Genomic DNA, 21,812 nt, shown 5'->3' with positions numbered 1-21,812 from the left:
AAATTAATCCACGATTCATCGTCGTTCTTCTATTAAGGTTACGAAATGATTAAAATGATGATCAGCGTCATGAGGACCAGGGCTTGCCTCAGGGTGATATTGCACACCAAAGAAAGGCCTATCTATTACTGAAATAGCGGCAACTGTTTGGTCATTTAAATTGAATCGGGTGATTTTTACTTTTTCGGAATTTAAAGATTCTGAATTAAGCGCAAAGCCATGATTTTGACTTGTAATTTCAACTTTTCCATTCAATCCACACGGGTGATTGAGTCCTCTGTGTCCATAAGAAAGTTTAAAAGTTTTTCCACCAAGAGCCAATCCCAGAATTTGATGGCCTAAGCAGATTCCAAACACAGGAAGTTTTGCGTATTCAATTAAATTCTTTGCAAGTTCAATACCACACTCAACTGTGGATGGATCACCAGGGCCATTGGAAAGGAAAACCCCCTCGGGAGACAAAGATAAAACGTCGGAAATTGATGAATTTGATGGCAACACAGTCACTTCACAACCGTGTGCTACTAATCGATCCAAAATCGATTGCTTTATTCCAAAATCTATAGCAACAACTTTATATGGGTTGTTTTTTATATTTTTAATCCTCTTATCGAACGAAACAAGACAAGTTGAATTAACCTTATAAGTGTTCTTAGTTGTTACTTTATCTACAAGATTTAAACCACTCATTGAAGGTGATCTTTTTAAAATTGAAAACAATTCAGCAATCGAAAGGTTTGACTCTGATGAAATGATTCCATTCAAAGAACCATACTCTCTGAGATGCCTTACTAGTGCTCTTGTATCTACTCCATGAATTCCAACAACATTTTCGTCCTTTAACCATTTCTCAAACAAATTTTCATGCCTCCAGTTACTGGAAGTAGCTGATATTTGTCTAGTAATAACACCTTTAACAGAAGGATGGGATGATTCATTATCCTCAGAATTAACCCCTGTATTACCTATCTCTGGGTACGTAAATGTAATTAGTTGTCCATAATAGCTCGGATCAGTTATGACCTCTTGATATCCTGTCATACCAGTATTGAATACCACTTCTCCAGAAATAGTCCCTATTGCTCCAAAAGATATTCCTTCAAAATAGGTACCATCCTCTAATAATAATATTGCAGAACAATCAGTATCAAAAAACATAAGTAATTGAGTTTATAAGGTTAAAAGAATTAGGTAGCTAAAAAATCTTTTAACTTTTTAAAGAGAAGCCATGATTTGTCTGTATTCAAACAATCTAAGGATCTTTTTACACCTAAATGCAAATCATCTTCAGCTCCTGATACCCATAAAACAAGAGCTGTATTTAATGCTACGACTTCTTTATGACATTTATTTCCTTCTCCTTTGAGTAAAGACATTAAAATTTGAGAATTGGTTTCCAAATCATCACCTTTTAAACTTTCATTAGAAATTTCAGTAAGCCCAAGAGCACTAGGATTAATATTTTCTGATCTAATAATACCTTTATCTAGGAAACGAAATTGATTAGGCCCAGCTAGTGAAGCCTCATCAAGCCCGCCTGCGCCATGGACCACTACAGCTCTTTTGAGCCCCATTCCTCTTAAAGCTGCAGATATTGGATCAAGCAAATCAGCTTTGGCAACTCCTAATACTTGAGACTTTGGCCTAAACGGGTTAACTAATGGGCCCAACAGATTAAAAACGGTTCTAACCCCTAAGCTTTTTCGTAAAGGAGCAAGATTTACCAATGCGGGATGCCAAGAAGGCGCAAAAAGAAATGTAATCCCCAGATTATTTAGAGCCTCAAGGACTTTTCCCGAAGAGACATTCAAAGGTAATCCCAATTTTTCTAATACGTCAGCTGATCCAACCTTCCCACTTGCACTACGATTTCCGTGTTTAGCGATTTTCACTCCTAAAGCAGCTGAGACAAAAGCAACCGCTGTGGAAATATTGAATGTATTAGCCCCGTCTCCACCAGTTCCACATGTATCAACCAAATCAAAAGATGGAAACTCTGATGGGGTTAGTGAGGCATTTTGAAGGATTTTTGCCATGGCTGAAAGTTCAGCACCAGAAACCCCCTTTGCTCTAAATGCAGCCAAGAATGCACCTGTTAGAACTGGTTCAACTTTGTTTTCAAGCCATGAATTCATTAAATAATTACATTGCTCTTCATTTAAATCATTGGCTGAAAGAAGTGATTCAAGAATTACTGAAAAAGTTATAGGATTTAGTGGGTTCATTTATTTAAAAAATGCTAGGGCACTATTCGATCCTGGCAAAATATTTTTTACAACTTAATCATTAATATATCCATTATTGAAGTTATTTAAATAAAAAAATAATTTCCTAACATTAAGCTTGAGAGGAATCTGACGTATCAAAGCCAGATCCAACGTTTTCAGGACTTGAGTGACTTGTAGGACGAAATCCATCCGACCAAATCTTTCTTGTTATTTTCTCTAATTCATCTCGATTAATACTCCATTTTTTTAATAATTTATCCATGTCAGAATTTAGATCTTCGGCACCTATGAAATCTTGATAGCGGATTAATAATCTAGCTAATTCAACAAAATTATTAGAAGTGGGGGAATCTATGGCACATAAACGATCAAGATTTTCACGATCTGTTGAGTACAGCGGATGATTTTGAGCCTCGTTCATAAATTAGCTAAATTCAATTTTGGTCACGTCCATGGGCTTATATTGCCTAGGCTATTGAGCATATTAATAAAAGAATGGCTGCATTAAGACTAGATCTAGTAAAAAACTATTTAAGACCACATAAAAGAAAGCTTATAGCTGGTGCTTTTTGTCTAATTTTTGTAAATATTTTAAGTGTTGCAATACCAATGGAAGTTAGAAATATTGTTGATGATCTAAAGGAGGGTTTTACATTTTCATATGTCTTTAATAAGTCGACATGGCTAATACTCTTGGCAACAGTAATGGGAGGAGCAAGGTTACTATCACGGCAACTCGTATTTGGAGTTGGTAGACAAGTAGAAGTTTCATTAAGACAAAAATTATTTGATCGAATGCTGGAACAAGATCCAGCATGGGTTCAAACCATTGGGACTGGAGAAGTAATAACAAGAGCAACTAGTGATCTAGAAAACATTCGAAGATTGCTTGGCTTTACGGTTCTAAGTCTTACAAACACATTGTTGGCATACACTTTCACCTTGCCAGCAATGTTGAGCATAGATCCACTTTTAACCTTTTTTGCTATTTCTGTCTATCCAGTTTTGCTTGGCACCGTAGGATTATTCGGCGGAAAAATGGTTAAACAAAGAAAGAGGCAACAAAAAGCATTATCAGAATTAAGTGAATTAATCCAAGAAGATCTATCTGGGATTAGCGCCATTAAGATTTATGGACAAGAAAAAGCTGAACAAGAAGAATTTAAGAAATTAAACATTAGATATAGAGATTCTGCAATCAATCTAGCAAGAACTGCAAGTACTTTATTTCCACTTCTTCAAGGTTTATCCTCAATCTCATTACTTTTACTTATTGCGATTGGGAGTGGTCGATTAAACAGCGGAAGTCTTACAGTAGGAGGGTTAGTAGCTTTAATTCTCTATGTAGAAAGACTAGTTTTCCCAACGGCCTTATTAGGTTTTACACTTAATACCTTTCAATTGGGTCAAGTAAGTTTAGAAAGAGTAGAAGAACTTTTAAAGCATGAACCAACAATTAAAGACAAAGATAATACGGTCAATATATCTAAACCTATTTTAGGCAAATTAGAAGCTAAAAATCTATCAATAAAGTATGAAGATTCTTCTAGGAAAATACTTAATGAAATTTCTTTTAAAATAAATCCAGGAGAAATAGTTGCATTAGTTGGACCTGTAGGTTGCGGAAAAACCACATTGGCAAGAGCTTTAGGAAGAATGATAAACATTAAGGAAGGGACATTATTTTTGGATGACAATGATGTCACTGATTTAAAGCTAAAGCAGCTAAGAAGCAATATTGCTTTGGTACCTCAAGAGGGATATCTTTTTACAGAAACACTTACAGAAAATATTAGATATGGAGATCCAAATGCTTCTATATCGAGAGTACAAGAATCAGCTTATGAAGCACGAATGACAGAAGACATAAAAGGTTTTCCTGATGGTTTTAAAACTCTCGTCGGTGAAAGAGGGATAACTCTTAGCGGTGGGCAAAGACAACGAACGGCCCTAAGTAGAGCATTACTGGTAAATTCAAAAATAATCGTTCTTGATGATGCTTTAGCAAGCGTCGACAACAAAACAGCCTCAGCAATACTTCAAACAATAAAAAACCAATACAATAAAACTGTTTTAATGATTAGTCATCAACTTTCAGCTGCTGCATCGTGTGATCGCATATTAGTAATGCAGGAAGGGAGAATTGTTCAGGAAGGCACTCATAAACACTTAATTATGAAAGAGGGTCTTTATAAAAGCATGTGGGAAAGAGAAAAAGCTAAAGAGCAACTTCAGTCAGATGATTAATCATTACTTATTATATTTTTTTAATTAATCTAAATTAATTTAGATATAAGATATTAGAACTATTATGTTCATAGAAATAATTATTTAATCATGAGCGCATTAACAAAATATAAACTTATTTGCGATCTTGCATTTGGTGATATTTACATACAAATCCTTGCATGGATGGGTGTGATTTTTGTAAGTCTTGCTGCAGGCCTTGCCTTGATGGGCTCATCAAGGCCTATTTTTGCTCTCTTGGGTGTTGGATTAATCCTTGTATTAAGCCTTCCTTTCTTATTATTTGCATTTGTTACTACATTAATTAATCATATTAAAATAGAAACTATAAATTAAGATTATGATTAAAAAAATCAGTGAATATTTAACATTAATAATTGAGAAGCTATATTCTAAAAAAAGTTTAGAAATGCAAAATAAGAAAGTGCTCCATACAATATTAAAAACTGATCTACACGCACAACCAAAAGACAATGAGGAAGAAATACTTTTTGGTTGTGGTTGTTTTTGGGGGGCAGAGAAAGGTTTCTGGAGGCTTCCAGGTGTAGTTAATACTGCCGTTGGCTATGCTGGCGGAGAGAGGGAAAATCCGAACTATAGAGAAGTATGTTCTGGCCTAACAGGACACACTGAAGTCGTAAGAGTTGTTTGGAATAATAATAAAATTGATCTAAGCGATTTACTAAAATTATTCTGGGAATGCCATGATCCAACACAAGGCAATCGTCAGGGTAACGATTGTGGAAGTCAATATAGATCAGCGATTTATACAACTAGCAAAGAACAACTTACTAAAGCATCAGAAAGCAAAAATAGCTATCAAAAAGAGCTAGAAAATAATGGATTTGGAGAAATCACCACAGAGATTCAAAATGGAATTAAGTTTTATTTTGCGGAGGATTATCATCAACAATATTTAGCAAAACCTGGTAGCAGACCATATTGCTCAGCAATGCCAACCAAGGTAAAATTTAATGACTTTACTGGGGCAAACTTTAAACTAAATGAAAAAATTTGGACTAACTATAATTGGGACATAAGTCATTGTATTCTTAGAGGCGAGAATACACCGATCGAATCAAATTTATAATGAATGATCAATTACCTGATAAAACGGTTTTACTAATAATATTAGCAACGTTGTTGCTAGTATTTTTCATAGTATTTAGCTTCAAATCTCCAAAAATTGAACAAGAAAAAACAATTCAATGGATGGATAGTTCACTAAATACGGAATTAGTTTATCCAAACTAAAGAAAATTATATTTAACTTTAATTATATTTTTTTAGATATATGAAAAATAATAAATTAGAAAGAAATTTAGAGAGGGCCAGGATAAATATATATAATATTCTTGCAATTTTAATTGTAATTATTCCAGAATACTTTGCAGAGTTAATCTATTCAATCGAAGCATCGCAACACAAAGATATTTTGCCAAACGAGGGGGATGCCTGGGAAAACGATACTGAATTAATACTCTCAAAAAAAAATATCTACGAGTTAAGATTAATTGCTAAAAGACTATCTATTCATGGATATTCTAGTGAAAACAGGAATTCACTCATTAGACGAATAAATAGAAAGACTAAAAATAGAATTAAATGGAAATCATTAAAAAATGGAACTATTAGCAAGACCTTGTGATAATTTTAAAAAACGGGACGTAGCGCAGTTTGGTAGCGCACCACTTTGGGGTAGTGGGGGTCGTGGGTTCAAATCCCGCCGTTCCGATAGACTAGAAAATGTATTACTAATCAGTTTCTTTGACTAAAGATTGGATTAATTTCGTTGTACTGATCAAAACAGCCAAAAAAACAAAAAGACTTAAAAAAATAATTAGCGCAAAGAGATATGGTGGTATTTCAATCTCCCCAAAAGAAACGATGAATAAATTAGTTAAAAGCCTCATCAAGAACAAATCAATATCATAAATCAATATTAAACTAAAGAATATAGAAAATTAAAATTTATAAAGCTGATAATATAAAAACACCAAAAGCTAAACGATAATAGACAAAAATAAAAGTATTATTTTTAGCTAAGAACTTCAGAAGTAGGTCAATAGCAAATAATGAAGAAAAGAAGGATGAAATAATCCCAATAACTGTTGGTATAATATCCGTAGCAGATAATGTTTTAAATAAAGTAAAAAATTCAACTAGTCCGGAAATTGAAATGGCTGGGATCCCAACCAGAAAAGAAAGGCGAGCTGCCGTTTTTCTTTCAATTCCAGAAAATAGAGCTGAGGTCAGAGTAATACCAGATCTCGAAACTCCAGGGATTAAAGCAAGTGATTGAGCAAGGCCTAAAAACATAATATCTTTTAAATTAATATCATTAATTTTCTTTTTTCTTTTACCATAAATTTCCGAAAGTGCTAATAATGATCCCATAAAAATAGATGTAATAGCTATGGAAAATAAACCTCTCAAGTTCGATTCAGAAAAATAGGGCCAGTATAATTTGATAAGAAACCCCAAAATACATATTGGAATATTGGATATAAAGATAAAAGTAGCAAGTCTAGTATTATCGTCCTTCAAAATTTTTCGCTTTTTAAAATTCAAAATAAAGGAAACAATAATTGAACTAATCTGATATCGAAAATAATAAATAATAGCAACTGCACTTCCTAATTGGATGGAAGCTGAGAAAGAGACACCAGGATCATTCCATCCCAAAAAATAAGGAACAACTTTTAAATGAGCTGTACTACTAATAGGAAGAAACTCAGTAAGACCTTGAATAATACCTAAGAAAATTGATTTAAGGTAAATAAATACATAAGGACTAATGTCTTCGTGCATATTTTGAAAATAATAAAAAGAGAAACTCGTTAATTTTCTTCTAATTTTCAATTAGTATAGATATAATTTCAAGAATAAATCATGGGTAAAAAATTTATATTATCATTAATTCTTGTTCTAACATCATTGGCTGGATTACAAGGAAAGGCTAAAGCAGATTACTGGTTAGTTATAGGCAGCTACAGACAAGGTCCTGGAGGAAAACCACAAGTAAGTGGAATCACAAGTCCATCATTATTTGCTATTCCTATTGGGTCCGAAAGGATGTGTATGGAAGCTGGAAAGAAAATCGAGAATGATATCTACAAACCTGTATGGCAATTTGACAGCAAATGGACCTGCATCAAAAATTCAGTTAATTAAAGAAAATCATAATAATAGCTATGAATTGGGTAAAAATTACTATCTCTGTACATCATGAGCACATCCATCCCCCTCATAATCATCGCTATTGTAATATCCATTCTTAGTGCCAAAAAAAACGGCTGAGACAACGAAAGGTACTGCCACAAAAATTAAAAAACTAGATAAATTCAAATTAATCTAAACAGTTCACTACTAATGAATCTAACAAGAAAATCAATTTTTTTACATTAAAAAATCTTTATAAATAATTAATCTATTAAAAAAGTACGTGTTAGCTAAACCTAGAAAGTATTGGATCTACTGCAAACTCAATAATGATAAACGTTAGGGCAAACCAAGAAAGGATAAAGAATATAACTAAACTTGGACCTTTGAGAAAAGGTTGAAAATAATTATTAGATCCGTCTCCATCTAGAAGAGACTTGCATTCTTTTACCTGCGAATTAGCAAGTCGATAGTAATCTGAACCAGGTAATCTGTAATCAACATATGTTTTCCTAAGATTTTTAATAATCGGTTCAGGTTTTTCGGTAATTAAGAAAGCGACCAATTCTCCAGGTCTTAAATCAATTCTTGTGCGTTCAAGGTTGTTAGTAAAACCAATATTGAATAAATCGCCGTTTTGAATCAAATAGATATATGAAGTCATTTTATCGGTATTTGTAAGATTTATATTTAATGATAATAGTGTGTAATTAGATTAAAAGATAAAAGTTTAACAAAAGATAAACTAGTGAACAAAATAATAATAATTAAGATAAAAACTAACTAATATATATTATTATATTAAAATTGGTATTTAGTTGACTTTAGTTTTTTAATGCGACGATTTTGATTGATTTCTACTGAAGTATCTGAATTAATAAATGACAAAGATTGCTGTGGGATTGCGGTTTGAATCATACGTACAAAATTAGATAAATTATTACCTTTTAAACCTGATCCTTTTAATTTAATCATTTCATTTTCTTGATTAGATTTCCACAGAACTGTATTATTAAATTCAGAAGATTTAAGATGCCATATTTTATGAAATTTTTTCCAAATTTCACTATATTCTAATAGTGATTCTTGGATCAACGCACGATAATCCTTTTCAGACTGGCTCAGGGACAAGTTAAGTTCATCCTGATCAAGATAATCAATTTTAAATAAATCTGAAACGGGAACGCAACCAACAAACCATCCTTCTAAGATTAAAACTTTAGGTTGATAGTTACACCAAGCTGATCTATCTCCTTTTCCGTCTCTTAAAGACTTATCAAAAGTAGGACTGCTTAAAACACCTGTTTCTAAAAAAGTGTCTAATGATTGATGCAATAAATCTAAAGAATGACTACCTGGAAAACCTCTAGGAACATTCCATGGATTACCCTTCATTGCAAAATCCATTTCTTGGGCAGGCAAATAAAAATCATCCAAAGATATAACTTTAATATCTAAAGACAGTTCTCTAGCTACATTATCAATCCAAAATCCAAGAGTAGACTTTCCAGATCCAGGTAGCCCAGAAAAACCTATTATTACTGGCTTATTAATTGTATTTATATAATTTTCTAATAGAGAAAAAAACGGAAATGTCAAAGACCATTTCCAATCTGATTTTTGATTTTTTGTCCAATATTTATCAATATTGGATTGAAGATTAACATCAGACCATTTTTGATAAAAGAGTGAAGGATTAATAGACAATCCTTCAAGAAATAAACCATAAGTATCAAGGGAAAAAAGGAAGTCTTTCCTTAAATCCTTAGGAAAAATACAATTTAGATCATAATTAATACCGTTTTCTTTCATAAAACCTTAAATTCCTTAATAACATCCTCTACACTCTTTGACCAGCCCTCAGCGTGAGGAGCATTTGCTAATCGAAAAGAACCGTTATCAATACCATTCTGTAAATACTTATTTGGTCCATTTTTACCAGGGATAACAATAGATATATCAGCATATTCAAGCAAAGGGAGATCATTTTGCGAATCACCAAGTGCAATAATCTTTACATCATTGTTCTGTAGATGAACTTTCAATTTATTAACGGCCTGGCCTTTGTGACTTTCACTGGAGAGCAAATGACTCATTCTATTTCCTTTAAAAACATGAACATTATAAGAATCACAAATAAGCTTTACTTTTTCAAAAATATCATCAGGAGGATTTAAGAAAGGAACACTCCATCGCCTATCAAGAGCTCTGGTAATACTTTGATCAGATAAACCAGTGAGTTCAAATATTTCATTTATACTTAAATCATTTAATGGGGTTAAGTGGTAGTTAACTGTTTTAGATATATTAAATAAAATAATTTTTAATTCCTTATAGCTTTTTCCTAAGATCAATTCCCATTCTGACGTGTTTTGATCATAACACCCATAAATAGCCGCTCCATTTTCTACAATAAAAGGATCTGTCAACCCATTCTCTTTTCGAAAATATCTAACTTCAGAAGCAGTTTTACTAGTACAAGGTATTACAGGAATATTCAATTCAGCTAACATTTTTATTGTTTTTTTTGCTGGAGAAATATCGTAGTCTTCATCCATTAATGTCCCATCGAGATCAGTAACAATCCAATATTTAGAATTATTTTTCATAAGGCTAATCAAACAATGTAAGCCAAACTACTTGATACGGATTAAGCTTGAAAGTATCAGTATTCAAATAAGAACCTGAAATATTATCTAGTAAACGCTTATGAGAACTTAAATCTGCTAAATTAGGTTCATTGAATGGAGAAATACGTAAAAATTCAGGAGACATATTACAGATAACATAGACACTGTCCTCAGCCAAACCTCTTTGAAGAATTACACAATTAGCTATATTTGTAGAGATGCATTTCATACTCGCCTCCGGATGAAAAGCTTTAAGTCTTGACCTGACTTTAACTATATGAGTGAGGTATGAAATATTTTTACTAGCTGGAGAATCAAAGTTTTTAAGTGCCAAAAGTAATTTGTTTGCTTCAAATTTTTCTCGATTTAAATCTCTTCTTTGCCCTGTTTTTCTAAAAGAATCAATATCATTAGGGGAGGCTAAAATAGCTGGAAGATAAAAAGCTGGAACCCCTTTTATAGATAAAGTAAAAAGCTGACTTAACAAAAAACGTTCAAATTGAAATACAGTATTATCAGAACCTTCGTTGGACATTGCACTCCACCAACTAATATTTAATTCATAAGGTTGATCCTCTCCATTTGAAAGCCGGCGATGACTAACTAGTCCTCCGCGTTTCTCTGATTCAACCAAGAGATTATGGACTCTGTTATCGTCCATAATTCCTTCTAATGCTCTCAATCCAATCCCATCATGTGAAGAAGTGAAGTTGAGCAGTGATGTATCTTTCGGTAACTCATTCCAATTAGATAACCAATCATTCAATAAATCAGTTTTTCCAGTATAAATAGCTTCTAATAATAGAGGAGGTAACGTAAAATTATAAGCAAGGTTGGCTTCATTACCATCAATTAAATAAGAAAGATTTTCTTTTTCTGGAACATTAGTCTCGGTAATTAATACAGCCGAAGGTTTAATAACCTTCAGGCATTTATTTAAGAGCTTAACTATTGAGTGTACTGGATCTAAATGTAAACAAGTCGTATATGGTTCCTTCCAAACAAATGCAATTGCGTCAAGTCGAATCCATTCAACTCCATTAGATATGTATCTAACCAATAGTTTCAAAAACTCAATAAAAATATGTGGATTTCTCCAATCAACATCAATTTGATCTGGTCCAAACGTTGTCCATACGTTCCTAAAGCCTTGATTAGTATTTACGTTAGTGAAGAGAGATGAATTTCTAGGCCTTATAACTTTCTCCCAAATATCAGTCTCAGAAGGAGCAACAATGTACGACTTGCCAGGATCCTCTGATTTGATAAATTGACGAACCCAAGGATGAGAAGAAGAAACATGATTTAAAACAAGATCTGCCATTATTTTCTGCTTACTTGATAAATTCTTTAAATCATTCCAATTCCCAAAAACATCTTCAATTTTTTCATGATTAGAGACTGCAAATCCTCCATCACTTGTAGAAGGGAGAAATGGTAAAACATGGATGACTGAAGAAAGACCACTTAATCTATTTTTTACGAATTCAGTTAATGTTTTTAAAGTTGATTCATCTTTCCTATAAATTGAATCTGGGTAAGTAATCAAAACAACACTAGAAGAATCCCAAACTGATTCGATCTCTAATTCTCTGGTGTCCTGATTAACACGAAATGGATCGAGTATCTGCAACAATTGTGACCACACTGAATTGATTTCTTGTTCAGAGTGGTCAGGATAAATTTCTCTGAGAGACAATCTCAGCTCAGCTAATTCACTATCCAACTCAGACACTCTTTAAAGGAAAACAATCTTCTCTACCTCATCGTAGCTCCCACCTTGAATCTGTAAAACTTTTTTATTGAATGGACTTTCAGCAGGGTTTAATCACAACTATTCATGAGTATGGATTAGCAAAAGATCCATTAACTCAACTAAATAAAGACCTCTTAAAACGACCAACATCAATACTTATTCCATGCCTATATGATGAGTTCAGTAGGCCAGCATTAAAACTTATAAGAACAACTTTAAAACAATTAAAAAATTTAAATCAGCTTGTCATAGCCCTATCTGCAAGTAATCAAAACGAGGTCAAGAAAGCAAGAGATTTCTTTAAAGAAATGCCATATCCAGTTCACGTCCAATGGACTAATAGTCCATTGGTTATTGAATTACTAAAAGACCAAGAAAAGAATGGACTAGATTTATTAGGTGTTCCAGGAAAAGGATGGGCAGTATGGCAAGGAGTTGGTGTTGCTACGAAAAGTTCAGAGGTTGTAGCACTTTTCGATGCTGATATCAGAACATTCAACTCTAATTATCCAGCAAGAATGTTGGGCCCTTTACTAGAAAAATCTAATGGGATTTCATATGTAAAAGCTTTTTACAGCCGCCTATCTCTCGAGACAAATGCACTTCAAGGTAGAGCTACGAGATTATTTGTAGGTCCACTTCTATCAAGTTTGGAACAATTGATGGGGAATGCCCCATTCCTTCAATATTTACAATCATTTAGATATCCACTTGCTGGAGAGTTTGCTTTTACCACAGACTTGGCAATGAATTTAAGAATTCCTTGTGACTGGGGATTAGAGATAGGGCTTCTATCAGAGGTTTATAAAAACGTAAGGATATCAAGAATCGCACAAGTTGATCTTGGTATCTTCGACCATAAACATAAAGATATAGGTTCAAAGGCAAATGAGGGTCTTCAAAAAATGTCTACGGAAATTCTTTCGAGCGTATTGAGAGGATTGATGGAACACGAAGCAAGAACACTTACAAGTTCTCAATTAGCAAACTTGGAGGTTTTATATAGAAGAGCAGGAGAAGACAGAGTTAAACAGTTCAGTTTAGATTCCTCAGTTAATCAATTGCCCTACAGTCGACATAAAGAGGAACTAGCGGTTCATACTTTTGGAAAACTATTAAGACCCGCAATAAATAAATTCCTGGAATCACCTGTCAAGCAGCAATTGCCATGCTGGGCGAGGGTTTTAGATTGTGAAAGTAAATTGCAAGATGATTTAGAAAAGGCTGGTTGCGCTTAAAAAACTAATAACAAATCAACACTCATAAAAAGGCTTTAATAAGTAATGAAATTCCAACAGAAAAAGAAACTAACTCAAAAACAACTTTAATAAATTTAGACCCTTTAATTATTGAGAAATAAGCTCCAAAATAGCCACCTAGAAGTGAACCTAGAATCAAGACAGGTATATAGCTCCAAATAATATTTCCCCTTAATCCTAAAGAAAGTGCACCAATGCCATTCCAAAAAATTCCAACAAAAATCAAGGTATAAGCAACCGCCACAGAAAAAGTTAAATCAAATACTGTTATCATCCAAATCGTTACAAAAAGTCCAGTACCAGAAGAAAGATAGCCATTGAAGAAACCAATAGTAAAAAGGCCTAATGAGCCAATTATTATTCTTAACTTATTAATTCGAATTTTTTTATTTGAACTTCCAAGTTTTTTCTGCTTTATTGAGTAAAAGCTAAGAAACAAAGTCAAAAAACCTAATAAGGTAGTAGAGAAATTATTGGGTAGAATGGAGGAAGTATATGCCCCTAATAAAACACCAGGTATCCCCGAAATTAATATTAAAAAAGCATATTTTATTTGTAAGCTATTTTTCTTTAAGTGTGGGACTGAAGCACCTATACCTAGCGCAACACTAGCAACTTTGTGAGTTGCCAAAGCTTTTGAGAAAGGTAGACCGAAAAATATGAGAGCTGGAAGTTGTATTAAACCTGCTCCACCTCCAGATAAAGCAGAAATGAAATTAGATAAAAATGATATAAATCCCAAAGAGATTTGAGAAATAAAATCATTATTTAACATATAAATCTAAATATATATTATAAAAAATTAGTTCTGGTGAAATGATCTAAATATTCTTAATCATTTCCCTTCTAATAAGGTCAATACAATTTGGGTGTTCATGAATATACCTATTAAATTCCATCGCAAGTAATCTTGCCTCGTAAGCATCACATGCATAAAAGCAATTCTCAAGACGCTGATTATCACAGTTTCTGTAATGAACTGTGTAAGGCCTTAAGCTTGAAAGTGGGATTTTAAATTGAGTTTGATCCATTTTCAATTTATATTCCTATTTCAGTTATGCATCCATTAGAAAAATTTTTCTACAGATGTCTTGTAACCAATATAAATTAAAATTTATTTAGAATTTGAATTCAAATTAAAATTTGTTTTATAAAAATTAAATAAATTAGTAAAATGATTCACATGATAAAATTATCTGAAATAGATCTAGGATCTGCCCTATTATCGACTTTTATATTAATCGGATTCATAGCTACGGCTTTTGTTTTTATAAGGCTAACGATAATTGGAATTAACTATATTAAAATTAATTATTCAAAAGAAGAAGTAGAGGAAAGCTTGAAAAAGGTAGACAAAAGCAAGAGCAAAGGTTTTTGAAGACAAAAAACAGGCTTTCCAACACATAAAAGAATTATTAGTAGATTGATAATTAATTCATTCATACGAAAAATATGTTAATTTAGTCAAATCCAAAGTTATTCATAATGGAAGTAAATCCACTAATACCAATTGGAGCAAAGATAAAAGTAGATAAGTCGAAAATAGAAAATCTATTGCCAAATAAATTATTGGATGACTTACCGCAAATGATAGATGGAGAAATTGTTGATTATAAAATGACAGATGGGATGGGTATTGGCTATGTATTAATGACCGAAGATGATCTAAGAATTTGGATTTTCAACACGGAATTAAATGAACAAACACTGAAAGAATATAGCTTGGAAGAGACTAATAAATATTATAAACCCAAAAATAGTGATCTAATACTAGGAAAATATAAAATGACTTACGAAATAAATGGAAATAGGAATATTAAAGCGATAGCAAATCCATTAAATCTAATCAATTGGTTAATATTTACGATGAAAGATATTTTCTAAAATACTAATCAACTTGTCTTTTCAAGATAAGAAATAACATTTTCCCAATCTTAATTGTTTCTGAAAGTTCCCATCTCTCCAGCCCCTTTTGATTTAGAAATTTACTTAGTTGAATAGCAGGATGTTCGGAACCTTCTTTTTCCAGATATTGTTCTGGAAATTGATTTTTAAGAAAATCTGGACTCAGTGAGCCTTTAAGTTTTTCGCTCGCCACCTCAGGATTGCTTGCTTCTTCATGATTAATTGATGAATCATCGACGTTTAGATGCACTACATGATATTCCCACTTCATAAATATAATTTAAGATAATATGTATTATACATTATTAAACTAAAAGCGAATTTGATGTATTCAGATTTCAAAAAAGTTAAAAATCAGATCTTTAGTCAAAAAAATATTAATATGTAAAAAATGAATTAAGATGAACGTGGAAGGATTTGACCCAGCAATAAATTATGGTCCGAATGATGCTGGCATATCAGCAATATCAATAATTCTAGGTATTGTTGGCCTAATTGCTATCTCATGGTTGTTTGGAAAAATATACGCACAAATCTCCAAAATATTCGAAAGCACTAATAAAAATGATTAGGAGATAATATCAGATTCAAAACATTTATATCTATAAAATAAACACATTTAAAAAAGGTTAATTATTTAATAAAAAAATAAAGATGTGAATTATTACAACCTAAAATAACAAACCAATATTATATGTAGTATTTTAAGATATATCTATTAATACCTAGTTATGTTGGCTTCCTTGATGGTTCATGAATGGGCGACACCATTAAATTTATCAGCTCCAATAGCTGGAATAATAACAATAGGTGGCTTTATGGGTTATTACAGTTTATCTAGGAAGTTTTAGATGTAATCCATCAAAAGGAAATAATAGATATAAATAATAAATAAATGATAAAGTTAAAGGGAATAGATTTTTATGAAAAAATATATTAAATATATATTATTCTCAAAAATTAAAGATTTAATGGGGTTTATGGATTTTCCAAGGCGTATTATCTTTTGCTGTTGCATTAAGTCATTCACTCGGACTTCTCTTATTAGTCAAACCTAAAAATTATTCACTCATAGTTGATGATTTTTACGATACTGAACATAAACTTGAGAAGATAAAGCATATAAAGGGTTCAGAAGCTAATGTATGGATAAGCAAAAACAATCCTCATAGTGGAATAGCTATAAATACATCAAAGATAATGAATTGATAATATCACTTGGGAAAATATAATTGCCGCTGACAAAGATAGAGAGAGATATTACCAATCTAGAAACTAAAGTTTTACCACATTAATTCATTATTTCTATCTTTTCTATATGAGTAATTACAAGGTTTGAAATTTAGTAATTCTTCTAATTTCATAGCAAAGTCATAAGTATCTCCTTTTAATCCTATGTAAATATAATTATTTTTTGTTTTAATTTTTTTTCTAAAGTTCAATACACCAATATATTTATTCCATATAATTTGATTATTATAATTATTTGCCCATAGATCAAAAATATCCTCAATGAGGTTAATGGGAATCTCAGAAGAATAAGCTGTATTTGAACTATCTAATTTAAATCGATCTAATTGAGAATAGAAAGAGAGAATATCTAAGGTTGTATTAATTGCTTTCTTAACTTCAACTGCTCCTTCAAGACCAAATAACTCCTTTCTGTAACACTCAAGTAATTTAGTACCAAGAGAATTGTAAATATCCTCCTCCTCAGTAAAGTTAACCAGCCAAAAGCCTTTACCTTCACTTACACCTGAAGCTAAATATAGATTTACTGATTTAGTCATTATGAAAATTATAGAGACGCTTGGAAATAAATAGAATTTAGAAAAAGCTAGTTTAATAAAAAGATATCTTCCTATAAAATAATAATGTTTATGTACTTAAATTGAAAAAGTTATTTTTATTGCAAAAATAAAATAACTTCTCAAAAATATGGAAAAAGTAGTTCCAAGTTCCAATGGATATAGTGGTTATAGAAAAAGTCTTGGCCCTGGAATCCTTTTAGCTGCAGCATGTATAGGCGGATCTCACCTGATGTCATCTACTACAGCAGGAGCTAAATTTGGATTTTCGCTTATTGGACTAATCTTATTAACAAATTTAGTCAAATATCCATTTTTACTTGTCGGTACAAGATTTACAGCTGTTACGGGACTATCGCTTCTAGAGGGCTTTCAAAAACGTAATAAATTTTATTTGCCATTATATTTAATAGTTGGATTAATTACTGGTACATTTACTATTTCCGCAGTTAGTTTTGTTACGGGGCTTTTATTAAAAAATATAATAATTTTTTCATCCTTTCCTCCTTTAGATTTAGCTATAGGTATTTTAATAGTATGTTCGTTAATATTATTTATAGGTCAATATAAAGCCCTTGATAGGATTTCCAAGATTCTTGTATTTTTGCTTACATTATTAACATTTTTTGCTGTTATATCCTTAGTAATAAAAGGACCTGCAGGAGATATCAATCTTTCATTATTAAACAGCAATCCCTCTCCATGGACCCTCTCAAACTTAGGATTTTTAATTCCCTTGATGGGTTGGATGCCTGGTCCAGTAGAACTTTGTATATGGCCATCACTATGGATGTTTTCTCGAGCTAAAGAGACAGAACATACCGCTACTTTGAAAGAAGCTGAATTTGATTTCAATCTTGGATATTTCATCACAGTCTTAACTGCTATTTTCTTTCTAACTCTTGGTGCCTACACAATGTACGGTACTGGCGATGAGATGCTTACTGGTTCAGGTGTTAGTTTTGCTCAGAATTTAATACGTTTATACACAGAATCAATTGGTGGATGGGCAAAGTGGATAATTGTTCCTGCAGCCTTTGCAGCTATGTTTAGTACCACACTTACATGTCTAGACGCATATCCGAGAAGCATTTCATCAGCTCATGGATTGATAACTCGTTCAGACAAGGGAAATAGCACTACTTTGACAGAAAAGAAACGTCTAAAAAAATGGATCATATTTCATGTGTTTGCATCGCTTTGTGCACTTTTGATTGCCAAATCTGGCGGGATTGGAGTTAAAGACTATGTATTTGGGGCTATGACCGGTAGTTTTCTATCAGCTCCTCTCTTTGCCTGGATGGCTATGGATACAATGAATAGTCCATTAGTAAAAAGTCAATTTCGTTATGGCCTTGTTCTAAAAACAATTTGTTGGTTTGGAATTTCATTTCTCACAATCTTTAGTTTATTATTCATAATCAATACATTCTTTGGTATTGGACAATAAATCAATCTATTAATTAATTGATTATGAATACAATTAAAAATAAAAATCAAAATATATTTATTTTTATTTAACTTGAAGCAGAAGTATAGTGTTTAAGAGCAAATTTCCAGAATAATCTACTAAGAATAAAAAATAAACTACTTAATAATAAACCAAATAACATTATATTTAATTTCAGATCACCTAAAATTGCTTCAGCTGGGAATGTGGTTAAAAAGGCTACAGGTAAAACCAATGTAAATACGAATCTCAAAATAACTGGGTAAGCTGAAATGGGATATCTACCTGCAGCCAACAAAGCTCTAAGTACTTCTGTTGCATTCCATGTCTTAACAAACCAAATACTAGATGCAGCAATTAGGAACCAGACTGAATAAAGAATAACAAAACCAATGAATAAGGAAATAATGAATACAGATAGGGAGTAAATTGAAAAAGAGGAGCCAGTTTGAATGGACGCCCAAAAAACAATAGAAAGTCCCAAAATGATTTCAGGTAATCCTGCAAAAGAAAACTTTTTAACTGATAACCAAAATTGACTATCTATAGGTTTTAATAAAACATAATCTAAAGTACCCTCTCTAACATAATTAACTATTTCGGTTAAATTTGGTCGTAATAGAGCATTTGTTAAACCATCCAAAAAGGTATAAACACCTTGAATAACTAAAGCCGATTCCCATGTCCAATCTCCTAATTGTCTCCCTCCCGTAAAGAAAAGAGATAATATAAAAACACTTCCCAAGAGTGTGCCCAACATAGCTAGCAACTCAATTAAAAAATTTAATTGATATTCAAGTTGAGATGCAAAAGCTGTAGACCAAAATAATCTAATTGTTTTAAAATAACGATACATATTATGCTCCCATAGCTGTATATCTTTTCACACCAAGTTTCCAAAGAATATTTACTGAAGGAATGAGAATTGAGATCCACAAAATTTGTGCTAAAAAGCCATTAAAGATATCAACTGGCATGCCTGATAATATCTTTGCTGGGAAATTAATTAGATAAGGAAATGGCGTTAGCATTGCAACTTTTAGAACATTAGAAGGAAAGGCTGATAAGGGTACCAATAAACCAGAGAGAAAAAGATAAGGAACAAATATTAATCTCTCGAGAGAACTAGATTTTTCAGTCCAAAAACAAAGAGCAGCAACTAAACTTTGAAGAAGAAATGCAATAGAAAAAGCCAAATGAGTTGATAAGTATGCAAGAAAAACTTGAGCTAGTGAAGGAATCCAAAAAGATGAAGGATTTAGTAAGAAAAAAGTTATGGCGATAGCTATTGCGAAAGGAAGTCTTGTTGCCTGCTCTGCTAAGTGAGCCGCTACATATCTCAAAAGGGGATGCAGAGGCTGAAGCAAATACGGTGATAATCGACCGGAGAGTGAGTCTTCTTCAAAAGAAAAAACAACCCACACTACAGAAAACTGCCTAACCAGAAAAGCACTCAAAAAATATCTTGCCAAGCCAATATCATTTAGACCAAATGTATTACCAACATCATTTTGACTCCAAAGGGAAAACATTATAAAAGGAAGCACCCCCGAAAGAGCCCACAAAGCTATTTCGATGCGATATTCCAACATGTATGCATATTGTGTTGTAAGTAAAGTCTTAATAACCTTGAAAGACAATCCAAATATTCTCAATTGACTTCTCCTTTTTTAAATAATTCTCCGATCAATTGATCAATAGGAGGGTCACTAATCTCTAAATCTATAATATCAAAATCAGTTAAAAGGTTACTTACTACTTCTGTTAATTTATCCCTTGAAACTAACAAAGATATAAAACGATCATTCAAATCTTGAATCTCACCATATTTAACAAATTGATCTCTTATACATGGATTTTTCAATTCAACTTTTACCTCTCTTGAGGGTGATAATGAATTAGCAAGCGAATCAAGATCGCCATCGTAAAAAAGTTTCCCTTTGTGAATACAAATTACTCTTGGACATAACGCTGTTATGTCAGCCATGTAATGACTAGTTAGTAAAATTGTCGCGCCAGTTCTTTTATTGTATTCGGATAAAAAGCTACGAACTCTTGCTTGAGCATTTACGTCTAGTCCTAGGGTAGGTTCATCTAGAAAAAGAACAGATGGCTTATGTAATAAGGCAACGAGTATTTCAGCTTTCATTCTTTGTCCTAAAGATAACTTTCTGACAGGTCTTGTAAGTTCTTCTCCAAGTTCAAGCATATCGGCCAATTCATTTATTCTTTCTTTTGCTTCGTAGTCAGACAAACCATACACAGCAGCATTTACATACAAAGAGTCCATTGGAGGAAGGTCCCAAATCAACTGTTGCTTTTGACCCATCACCAAAGTTATCTCATTCAGAAAAGCCGTTTGCCTTCGTTGAGGAGAAAAACCACAGACATCAACCAAGCCTCTCGAAGGGTGAATAAGACCACACATCATTTTTAATAATGTGGTTTTACCTGCCCCATTAGCTCCAAGAAAGCCAACTATTTCTCCTCGAGTGATTTTGAAACTTATATCAGTTACAGCAGCAACATCATTAGTCTTTCGATCAAAAAAATGCTTAAGAGTGCCTTTAAACCCCGGCTGTTTGTTTGCAACTCGATAATATTTACTCAGCTGATCTACAAGGATCAAGTCACTTGGATTATTAGGCAATTAAATGTCAAATGCTGCAACATTAAGATAAAACATTTTTGCGTTAATAGCAGATAAAATCAAATCAAAGAAAAATCAATAGGTTTTAAAACTAAATGGATGAACAAAAATATGTAATAGCCATAGCTCTTGCTGAGCAAAATAATAAAAGATTAATGCCTCTTGGAGGAAAAACTTTTTCTGGAGTTGATACCTTAAGTCAATCGTCTGAAAAAGAAGTCGAAAAGATAATACTTGATTTATTACTAAGGGTATTTCAAAGAACAACTGAAGGTAGTCTTAAAATATCAAACGATGAAACTGGATTATTACTAGCAGAAATTAGTTTTGATAGCATGCATAATAATATTCCAGTAATTAAATCAAATTGGATTAATAGTGGAGATACAGATACTTTAATAGAAAAATTAAAATCAATATGTTCAAATCTTTGGAGCATTAAATTCCAAAAACATGAAGGAATAATTTTTAATGACTTGAAAAATAAGAAACTATCCTGAAATCTTGGATTGAGCTTTCTCAGCCTTACGAATAATCTTCTGAGCTTCTTCACGAGACATGCAAGACTCAGCTTTGGTTTGCAACTTTATAAGTTTCGCATGCTGCTTCTCCAACTTCATAAACCAAATTTAAGAATTAAATAATTAACATAAATATAACATACTTCTTTGAATTTGTAAATAACGTAAGTTATTAAAAACCAATATTTACAATAAT

26 protein-coding genes and 1 tRNA gene are annotated in these 21,812 nt (G+C 32.3%); 11 read left to right on the top strand and 16 right to left on the bottom strand.

The features are described from left to right. Nucleotides 1-15 precede the first annotated feature (15 nt). The 3 genes from carA to AC6EIY_RS01330 all read right to left on the bottom strand — a co-directional run bounded on the left by carA (nucleotide 16) and on the right by AC6EIY_RS01330 (nucleotide 2,649). Nucleotides 16-1,158 carry a glutamine-hydrolyzing carbamoyl-phosphate synthase small subunit gene (gene carA / locus AC6EIY_RS01340; RefSeq protein WP_498507170.1) on the bottom strand — a complete coding sequence of 381 codons (1,143 nt, stop codon included), beginning with the start codon at nucleotides 1,156-1,158 and terminating at the stop codon, nucleotides 16-18. 29 nt (nucleotides 1,159-1,187) lie between these two features. Continuing rightward, entirely contained in the window at nucleotides 1,188-2,225 is a 1,038-nt protein-coding gene (gene trpD / locus AC6EIY_RS01335; RefSeq protein ID WP_498507169.1) for an anthranilate phosphoribosyltransferase, read from the bottom strand. 112 nt (nucleotides 2,226-2,337) lie between these two features. Further along, nucleotides 2,338-2,649 carry a DUF3288 family protein gene (locus tag AC6EIY_RS01330; RefSeq protein ID WP_498507168.1) on the bottom strand — a complete coding sequence of 104 codons (312 nt, stop codon included), beginning with the start codon at nucleotides 2,647-2,649 and terminating at the stop codon, nucleotides 2,338-2,340. Between the two features lie 74 nt (nucleotides 2,650-2,723). Here AC6EIY_RS01330 and AC6EIY_RS01325 point away from each other — a divergent pair, with 74 nt between their 5' ends. The 5 genes from AC6EIY_RS01325 (at nucleotide 2,724) to AC6EIY_RS01305 (ending at nucleotide 6,210) form a co-directional block, all read left to right on the top strand. Next, a complete protein-coding gene (locus AC6EIY_RS01325) occupies nucleotides 2,724-4,475 on the top strand; it encodes an ABC transporter ATP-binding protein (protein WP_498507167.1) in 1,752 nt (583 codons plus the stop codon). Between the two features lie 90 nt (nucleotides 4,476-4,565). Next, complete coding sequence (locus AC6EIY_RS01320) at nucleotides 4,566-4,811, top strand: hypothetical protein (RefSeq protein WP_110860620.1); 246 nt, start codon at nucleotides 4,566-4,568, stop codon at nucleotides 4,809-4,811. A gap of 4 nt (nucleotides 4,812-4,815) precedes the next feature. Next, on the top strand, nucleotides 4,816-5,565 hold the full coding sequence (gene msrA / locus AC6EIY_RS01315; RefSeq protein ID WP_498507166.1) for a peptide-methionine (S)-S-oxide reductase MsrA: 750 nt from the start codon (nucleotides 4,816-4,818) through the stop codon (nucleotides 5,563-5,565). Between the two features lie 204 nt (nucleotides 5,566-5,769). Beyond that, nucleotides 5,770-6,123, top strand: coding sequence for a hypothetical protein (locus AC6EIY_RS01310; RefSeq protein ID WP_498507164.1), 354 nt, complete (start codon nucleotides 5,770-5,772; stop codon nucleotides 6,121-6,123). Nucleotides 6,124-6,136: 13 nt separating this feature from the next. After that, nucleotides 6,137-6,210: transfer RNA gene (locus AC6EIY_RS01305), tRNA-Pro, on the top strand. Nucleotides 6,211-6,446: 236 nt separating this feature from the next. Here AC6EIY_RS01305 and AC6EIY_RS01300 read toward each other — a convergent pair. After that, the gene (locus AC6EIY_RS01300; RefSeq protein WP_498507163.1) at nucleotides 6,447-7,286 is read right to left on the bottom strand and encodes an undecaprenyl-diphosphate phosphatase; all 840 of its coding nucleotides are present in this window, start codon (nucleotides 7,284-7,286) and stop codon (nucleotides 6,447-6,449) included. Between the two features lie 81 nt (nucleotides 7,287-7,367). On the opposite strand from AC6EIY_RS01300, the gene AC6EIY_RS01295 reads away from it, so the two are divergent. Then, on the top strand, nucleotides 7,368-7,649 hold the full coding sequence (locus AC6EIY_RS01295; RefSeq protein ID WP_498507162.1) for a hypothetical protein: 282 nt from the start codon (nucleotides 7,368-7,370) through the stop codon (nucleotides 7,647-7,649). A 39-nt stretch (nucleotides 7,650-7,688) separates the two neighbouring features. On the opposite strand, the gene AC6EIY_RS01290 is transcribed toward AC6EIY_RS01295, so the two are convergent. From AC6EIY_RS01290 to AC6EIY_RS01270, 5 genes are all read right to left on the bottom strand, one after another. Beyond that, entirely contained in the window at nucleotides 7,689-7,823 is a 135-nt protein-coding gene (locus tag AC6EIY_RS01290) for a DUF8629 family protein (RefSeq protein WP_498507161.1), read from the bottom strand. Between the two features lie 100 nt (nucleotides 7,824-7,923). Then, nucleotides 7,924-8,301 carry a GIY-YIG nuclease family protein gene (locus AC6EIY_RS01285; RefSeq protein ID WP_498507160.1) on the bottom strand — a complete coding sequence of 126 codons (378 nt, stop codon included), beginning with the start codon at nucleotides 8,299-8,301 and terminating at the stop codon, nucleotides 7,924-7,926. Between the two features lie 137 nt (nucleotides 8,302-8,438). Beyond that, a complete protein-coding gene (locus AC6EIY_RS01280) occupies nucleotides 8,439-9,449 on the bottom strand; it encodes a nucleoside/nucleotide kinase family protein (RefSeq protein WP_498507159.1) in 1,011 nt (336 codons plus the stop codon). After that, nucleotides 9,446-10,246, bottom strand: coding sequence for a mannosyl-3-phosphoglycerate phosphatase-related protein YedP (yedP, locus tag AC6EIY_RS01275; RefSeq protein WP_498507157.1), 801 nt, complete (start codon nucleotides 10,244-10,246; stop codon nucleotides 9,446-9,448). Before yedP ends, AC6EIY_RS01280 begins: the two co-directional genes overlap by 4 nt. A 4-nt stretch (nucleotides 10,247-10,250) precedes the next feature. Then, nucleotides 10,251-12,002 carry a sugar phosphorylase gene (locus tag AC6EIY_RS01270; RefSeq protein WP_498507156.1) on the bottom strand — a complete coding sequence of 584 codons (1,752 nt, stop codon included), beginning with the start codon at nucleotides 12,000-12,002 and terminating at the stop codon, nucleotides 10,251-10,253. A 71-nt stretch (nucleotides 12,003-12,073) separates the two neighbouring features. Here AC6EIY_RS01270 and AC6EIY_RS01265 point away from each other — a divergent pair, with 71 nt between their 5' ends. Next, the gene (locus tag AC6EIY_RS01265) at nucleotides 12,074-13,261 is read left to right on the top strand and encodes a glycosyl transferase (protein WP_498507155.1); all 1,188 of its coding nucleotides are present in this window, start codon (nucleotides 12,074-12,076) and stop codon (nucleotides 13,259-13,261) included. A gap of 22 nt (nucleotides 13,262-13,283) precedes the next feature. On the opposite strand, the gene AC6EIY_RS01260 is transcribed toward AC6EIY_RS01265, so the two are convergent. Next, entirely contained in the window at nucleotides 13,284-14,057 is a 774-nt protein-coding gene (locus AC6EIY_RS01260; RefSeq protein ID WP_498507154.1) for a sulfite exporter TauE/SafE family protein, read from the bottom strand. A 46-nt stretch (nucleotides 14,058-14,103) separates the two neighbouring features. Further along, a complete protein-coding gene (locus AC6EIY_RS01255; protein WP_498507153.1) occupies nucleotides 14,104-14,313 on the bottom strand; it encodes a DUF8647 family protein in 210 nt (69 codons plus the stop codon). Between the two features lie 454 nt (nucleotides 14,314-14,767). On the opposite strand from AC6EIY_RS01255, the gene AC6EIY_RS01250 reads away from it, so the two are divergent. Further along, nucleotides 14,768-15,166 carry a DUF2862 domain-containing protein gene (locus AC6EIY_RS01250; protein WP_498507152.1) on the top strand — a complete coding sequence of 133 codons (399 nt, stop codon included), beginning with the start codon at nucleotides 14,768-14,770 and terminating at the stop codon, nucleotides 15,164-15,166. Nucleotides 15,167-15,170: 4 nt separating this feature from the next. Here the strand turns inward: AC6EIY_RS01250 and AC6EIY_RS01245 are convergent, their stop codons facing one another. Beyond that, nucleotides 15,171-15,458: a hypothetical protein gene (locus tag AC6EIY_RS01245; RefSeq protein ID WP_498507151.1), complete on the bottom strand. Its 288-nt coding sequence runs from the start codon at nucleotides 15,456-15,458 to the stop codon at nucleotides 15,171-15,173. Nucleotides 15,459-15,594: 136 nt separating this feature from the next. Here AC6EIY_RS01245 and AC6EIY_RS01240 point away from each other — a divergent pair, with 136 nt between their 5' ends. After that, nucleotides 15,595-15,759, top strand: coding sequence for a hypothetical protein (locus tag AC6EIY_RS01240; protein WP_498508248.1), 165 nt, complete (start codon nucleotides 15,595-15,597; stop codon nucleotides 15,757-15,759). Nucleotides 15,760-16,470: 711 nt separating this feature from the next. Here the strand turns inward: AC6EIY_RS01240 and AC6EIY_RS01235 are convergent. Then, nucleotides 16,471-16,977 carry a josephin gene (locus tag AC6EIY_RS01235; protein WP_498507149.1) on the bottom strand — a complete coding sequence of 169 codons (507 nt, stop codon included), beginning with the start codon at nucleotides 16,975-16,977 and terminating at the stop codon, nucleotides 16,471-16,473. Between the two features lie 148 nt (nucleotides 16,978-17,125). Here AC6EIY_RS01235 and AC6EIY_RS01230 point away from each other — a divergent pair, with 148 nt between their 5' ends. Next, a complete protein-coding gene (locus AC6EIY_RS01230) occupies nucleotides 17,126-18,445 on the top strand; it encodes an NRAMP family divalent metal transporter (protein ID WP_498507148.1) in 1,320 nt (439 codons plus the stop codon). A 67-nt stretch (nucleotides 18,446-18,512) separates the two neighbouring features. Here the strand turns inward: AC6EIY_RS01230 and AC6EIY_RS01225 are convergent, their stop codons facing one another. From AC6EIY_RS01225 to AC6EIY_RS01215, 3 genes are read right to left on the bottom strand one after another with little or no spacing between them, the layout of a single operon-like run. Then, nucleotides 18,513-19,301 (bottom strand): ABC transporter permease, encoded by a 789-nt coding sequence (locus AC6EIY_RS01225; RefSeq protein ID WP_498507147.1) that lies wholly within the window; start codon nucleotides 19,299-19,301, stop codon nucleotides 18,513-18,515. A 1-nt stretch (nucleotide 19,302) separates the two neighbouring features. Beyond that, the gene (locus tag AC6EIY_RS01220; protein WP_498507146.1) at nucleotides 19,303-20,100 is read right to left on the bottom strand and encodes an ABC transporter permease; all 798 of its coding nucleotides are present in this window, start codon (nucleotides 20,098-20,100) and stop codon (nucleotides 19,303-19,305) included. Then, the gene (locus AC6EIY_RS01215) at nucleotides 20,097-21,095 is read right to left on the bottom strand and encodes an ABC transporter ATP-binding protein (RefSeq protein WP_498507145.1); all 999 of its coding nucleotides are present in this window, start codon (nucleotides 21,093-21,095) and stop codon (nucleotides 20,097-20,099) included. The genes AC6EIY_RS01220 and AC6EIY_RS01215 overlap by 4 nt, the downstream gene beginning before the upstream one ends. Nucleotides 21,096-21,190: 95 nt before the next feature. On the opposite strand from AC6EIY_RS01215, the gene AC6EIY_RS01210 reads away from it, so the two are divergent. Further along, on the top strand, nucleotides 21,191-21,595 hold the full coding sequence (locus AC6EIY_RS01210) for a DUF8680 family protein (RefSeq protein WP_498507143.1): 405 nt from the start codon (nucleotides 21,191-21,193) through the stop codon (nucleotides 21,593-21,595). Nucleotides 21,596-21,812: the final 217 nt, after the last annotated feature.

It is taken from the genome of Prochlorococcus sp. MIT2304 (genome assembly GCF_059772405.1).
The sequence above is the reverse complement of the archived record's forward strand: the minus strand, read 5'-3'. Positions and strand labels throughout refer to the sequence as shown.

Excerpts from the sequence above, each read along its gene's own strand:
- msrA (WP_498507166.1), top strand. The coding sequence starts at position 4,816 with ATGATTAAAAAAATCAGTGAATATTTAACATTAATAATTGAGAAGCTA.
- AC6EIY_RS01260 (WP_498507154.1), bottom strand. The coding sequence starts at position 14,057 with ATGTTAAATAATGATTTTATTTCTCAAATCTCTTTGGGATTTATATCA.
- AC6EIY_RS01295 (WP_498507162.1), top strand. The coding sequence starts at position 7,368 with ATGGGTAAAAAATTTATATTATCATTAATTCTTGTTCTAACATCATTG.
- AC6EIY_RS01330 (WP_498507168.1), bottom strand. The coding sequence starts at position 2,649 with ATGAACGAGGCTCAAAATCATCCGCTGTACTCAACAGATCGTGAAAAT.
- AC6EIY_RS01300 (WP_498507163.1), bottom strand. The coding sequence starts at position 7,286 with ATGCACGAAGACATTAGTCCTTATGTATTTATTTACCTTAAATCAATT.
- AC6EIY_RS01250 (WP_498507152.1), top strand. The coding sequence starts at position 14,768 with ATGGAAGTAAATCCACTAATACCAATTGGAGCAAAGATAAAAGTAGAT.
- yedP (WP_498507157.1), bottom strand. The coding sequence starts at position 10,246 with ATGAAAAATAATTCTAAATATTGGATTGTTACTGATCTCGATGGGACA.
- AC6EIY_RS01285 (WP_498507160.1), bottom strand. The coding sequence starts at position 8,301 with ATGACTTCATATATCTATTTGATTCAAAACGGCGATTTATTCAATATT.
- AC6EIY_RS01280 (WP_498507159.1), bottom strand. The coding sequence starts at position 9,449 with ATGAAAGAAAACGGTATTAATTATGATCTAAATTGTATTTTTCCTAAG.
- AC6EIY_RS01235 (WP_498507149.1), bottom strand. The coding sequence starts at position 16,977 with ATGACTAAATCAGTAAATCTATATTTAGCTTCAGGTGTAAGTGAAGGT.
- AC6EIY_RS01225 (WP_498507147.1), bottom strand. The coding sequence starts at position 19,301 with ATGTATCGTTATTTTAAAACAATTAGATTATTTTGGTCTACAGCTTTT.
- AC6EIY_RS01230 (WP_498507148.1), top strand. The coding sequence starts at position 17,126 with ATGGAAAAAGTAGTTCCAAGTTCCAATGGATATAGTGGTTATAGAAAA.
- AC6EIY_RS01245 (WP_498507151.1), bottom strand. The coding sequence starts at position 15,458 with ATGAAGTGGGAATATCATGTAGTGCATCTAAACGTCGATGATTCATCA.
- trpD (WP_498507169.1), bottom strand. The coding sequence starts at position 2,225 with ATGAACCCACTAAATCCTATAACTTTTTCAGTAATTCTTGAATCACTT.
- AC6EIY_RS01310 (WP_498507164.1), top strand. The coding sequence starts at position 5,770 with ATGAAAAATAATAAATTAGAAAGAAATTTAGAGAGGGCCAGGATAAAT.
- AC6EIY_RS01320 (WP_110860620.1), top strand. The coding sequence starts at position 4,566 with ATGAGCGCATTAACAAAATATAAACTTATTTGCGATCTTGCATTTGGT.
- carA (WP_498507170.1), bottom strand. The coding sequence starts at position 1,158 with ATGTTTTTTGATACTGATTGTTCTGCAATATTATTATTAGAGGATGGT.
- AC6EIY_RS01255 (WP_498507153.1), bottom strand. The coding sequence starts at position 14,313 with ATGGATCAAACTCAATTTAAAATCCCACTTTCAAGCTTAAGGCCTTAC.
- AC6EIY_RS01210 (WP_498507143.1), top strand. The coding sequence starts at position 21,191 with ATGGATGAACAAAAATATGTAATAGCCATAGCTCTTGCTGAGCAAAAT.
- AC6EIY_RS01325 (WP_498507167.1), top strand. The coding sequence starts at position 2,724 with ATGGCTGCATTAAGACTAGATCTAGTAAAAAACTATTTAAGACCACAT.
- AC6EIY_RS01265 (WP_498507155.1), top strand. The coding sequence starts at position 12,074 with ATGGACTTTCAGCAGGGTTTAATCACAACTATTCATGAGTATGGATTA.